The sequence below is a fragment of the Paenarthrobacter sp. CM16 genome (assembly GCF_013179505.1).
Lineage (GTDB): Bacteria > Actinomycetota > Actinomycetes > Actinomycetales > Micrococcaceae > Arthrobacter.
The window spans coordinates 1-1,617 of record NZ_JABMCX010000513.1 but is presented as its reverse complement, the minus strand read 5'-3'; the positions used below and the strand labels follow the sequence as shown (position 1 = coordinate 1,617).

General features: G+C 62.6%; 2 protein-coding genes. One reads left to right on the top strand and one right to left on the bottom strand.

What is annotated here, in order from left to right:
• The first annotated feature begins 186 nt into the window (after window positions 1–186).
• Window positions 187–768, top strand: a complete 582-nt coding sequence (locus tag HP499_RS24030) for an HhH-GPD-type base excision DNA repair protein (RefSeq protein ID WP_172326539.1) — start codon at window positions 187–189, stop codon at window positions 766–768.
• An 83-nt stretch (window positions 769–851) separates the two neighbouring features.
• Here the strand turns inward: HP499_RS24030 and HP499_RS24025 are convergent, their stop codons facing one another.
• Entirely contained in the window at window positions 852–1,361 is a 510-nt protein-coding gene (locus tag HP499_RS24025) for a GNAT family N-acetyltransferase (RefSeq protein WP_172326538.1), read from the bottom strand.
• Between the last annotated feature and the right edge of the window lie 256 nt (window positions 1,362–1,617).

The window sequence follows — 1,617 nt, the reverse complement described above, 5'->3', positions numbered from 1 at the left end:
AACAATACACGCCCCCAACCCCCAACGCAAATCCACCCCCACACCACACCCCCACACCCCCAAAACCCCCACCAAACCGCCGTCGAACACCAACCCCTAACGCCTCACCAACACCCGCAACGCAGCGGTGGGGGATACGGCTCGTTGTCCTTGGGACCAATGACGTTGGCGCCGCCTGGTGGGAGGATGGAACTCATGGAATTGCACATCACAGGAGATGCCGCCGCGGACCAACTGCTCACTGACGACGCCTTTGCGCTGCTAACGGGTATGTTGCTCGATCAACAAGTCACTATGGAGTCGGCCTTTGCTGGTCCCGAGAAGATCCGTACCCGCCTTGGGTCTTTGGACCCCGTCGCCATTGCGGAGCACGACCCGGCCGGTTTCGTCGAGGTCTTCAAGGAGAAGCCGGCCGTCCATCGCTTCCCAGGTTCCATGGCCGGCAGGGTCCAGGCCCTGGCGGAAACGGTGCATCGTGACTGGAACGGTGATGCTGCCACGATCTGGACCCAGGGTGACCCTGATGGGGCCGAGGTACTGCGTCGGCTCAAGGCATTGCCGGGCTTCGGGGAACAGAAGGCCAAGATCTTCCTGGCCCTGCTGGGGAAGCAGTGCGGTCTCCAGGCCGAAGGGTGGCGGGAAGCCGCTGGCCACTACGGCGAGGAAGGATCCTACCTATCGGTTGCCGACATCGTGGACCCGGAGTCCTTGGTCAAAGTCCGCGCCAGCAAGCAAGCAGCAAAAGCAGCTGCGAAGTCTGCGAAGTAGTTCAGCAATTCATCGGCAACTCGACAGCCAGCGGGATGTCACGGCACGGGAGTGCTGAGCTGCCCTGCTGGTAGGGTCCTCCGCTAAGAGCCGTCGTCCGTCAAGCCCAGCTTGTAATGGACGCAGGGACGTCCCGAGTCTTCGAAGACTCCATGGCCGGCAGCCTTCCACCCGGCCGCTTCGTACAGCTTGCGTGCAGGCAAGTTGTCCTTCACAACCCTGAGGGACGCCGAGGTGAAACCCTCCGTTATGAGCCTCCGGGTGATGCTCGCCAGTAGGGCGCGCCCCACTCCACGGGCTTGGATGGACGGGTTCACGACAAGCAGCGCGATGTGGGCCGTGCGGGAGGAACCTGCCTGCGTGTCATCCATGGCCAGCGCAAACCCGTTGATCGCTGAACGGCTTTCGACGATCGAAAGGACGCCCCGCGGGGAGGTCAGTTTCGCCAACGCCTTGCGTTTGATGTCGGGATCCGGGGGTGTGCCATCACGAAGGGCAAGAGCCTGCATCCATAGGTCTGCACACCCTGGGTGGTCTTCGGCCGTCCCCGCACGGAAGGTCCATGACAGCGGTGATTGCGTGTTGAGGTCCATCTGCTCCATTCCGACATCTGCAGTGAAGAGGCAAGCCGCAATCAGCTTAGGCCTGTCCGTCGGGGGATGGCATCCGGACCACCACGGGCAACCTGGATCCTGGCGCCGCGCCGGCATAAATGCCGGCTGGTGTGTGTGGTGGTTAAAGGGGAAGAGCCCCGACCTTGGGTCGGGGCTCTTGCCTTAATGGTTGTCCGGCGGTGTCCTACTCTCCCACACCCTCCCGGGTGCAGTACCATCGGCGCTGTGGGTCTTA

Excerpts from the sequence above, each read along its gene's own strand:
- HP499_RS24030 (WP_172326539.1), top strand. The coding sequence starts at position 187 with ATGGAACTCATGGAATTGCACATCACAGGAGATGCCGCCGCGGACCAA.
- HP499_RS24025 (WP_172326538.1), bottom strand. The coding sequence starts at position 1,361 with ATGGACCTCAACACGCAATCACCGCTGTCATGGACCTTCCGTGCGGGG.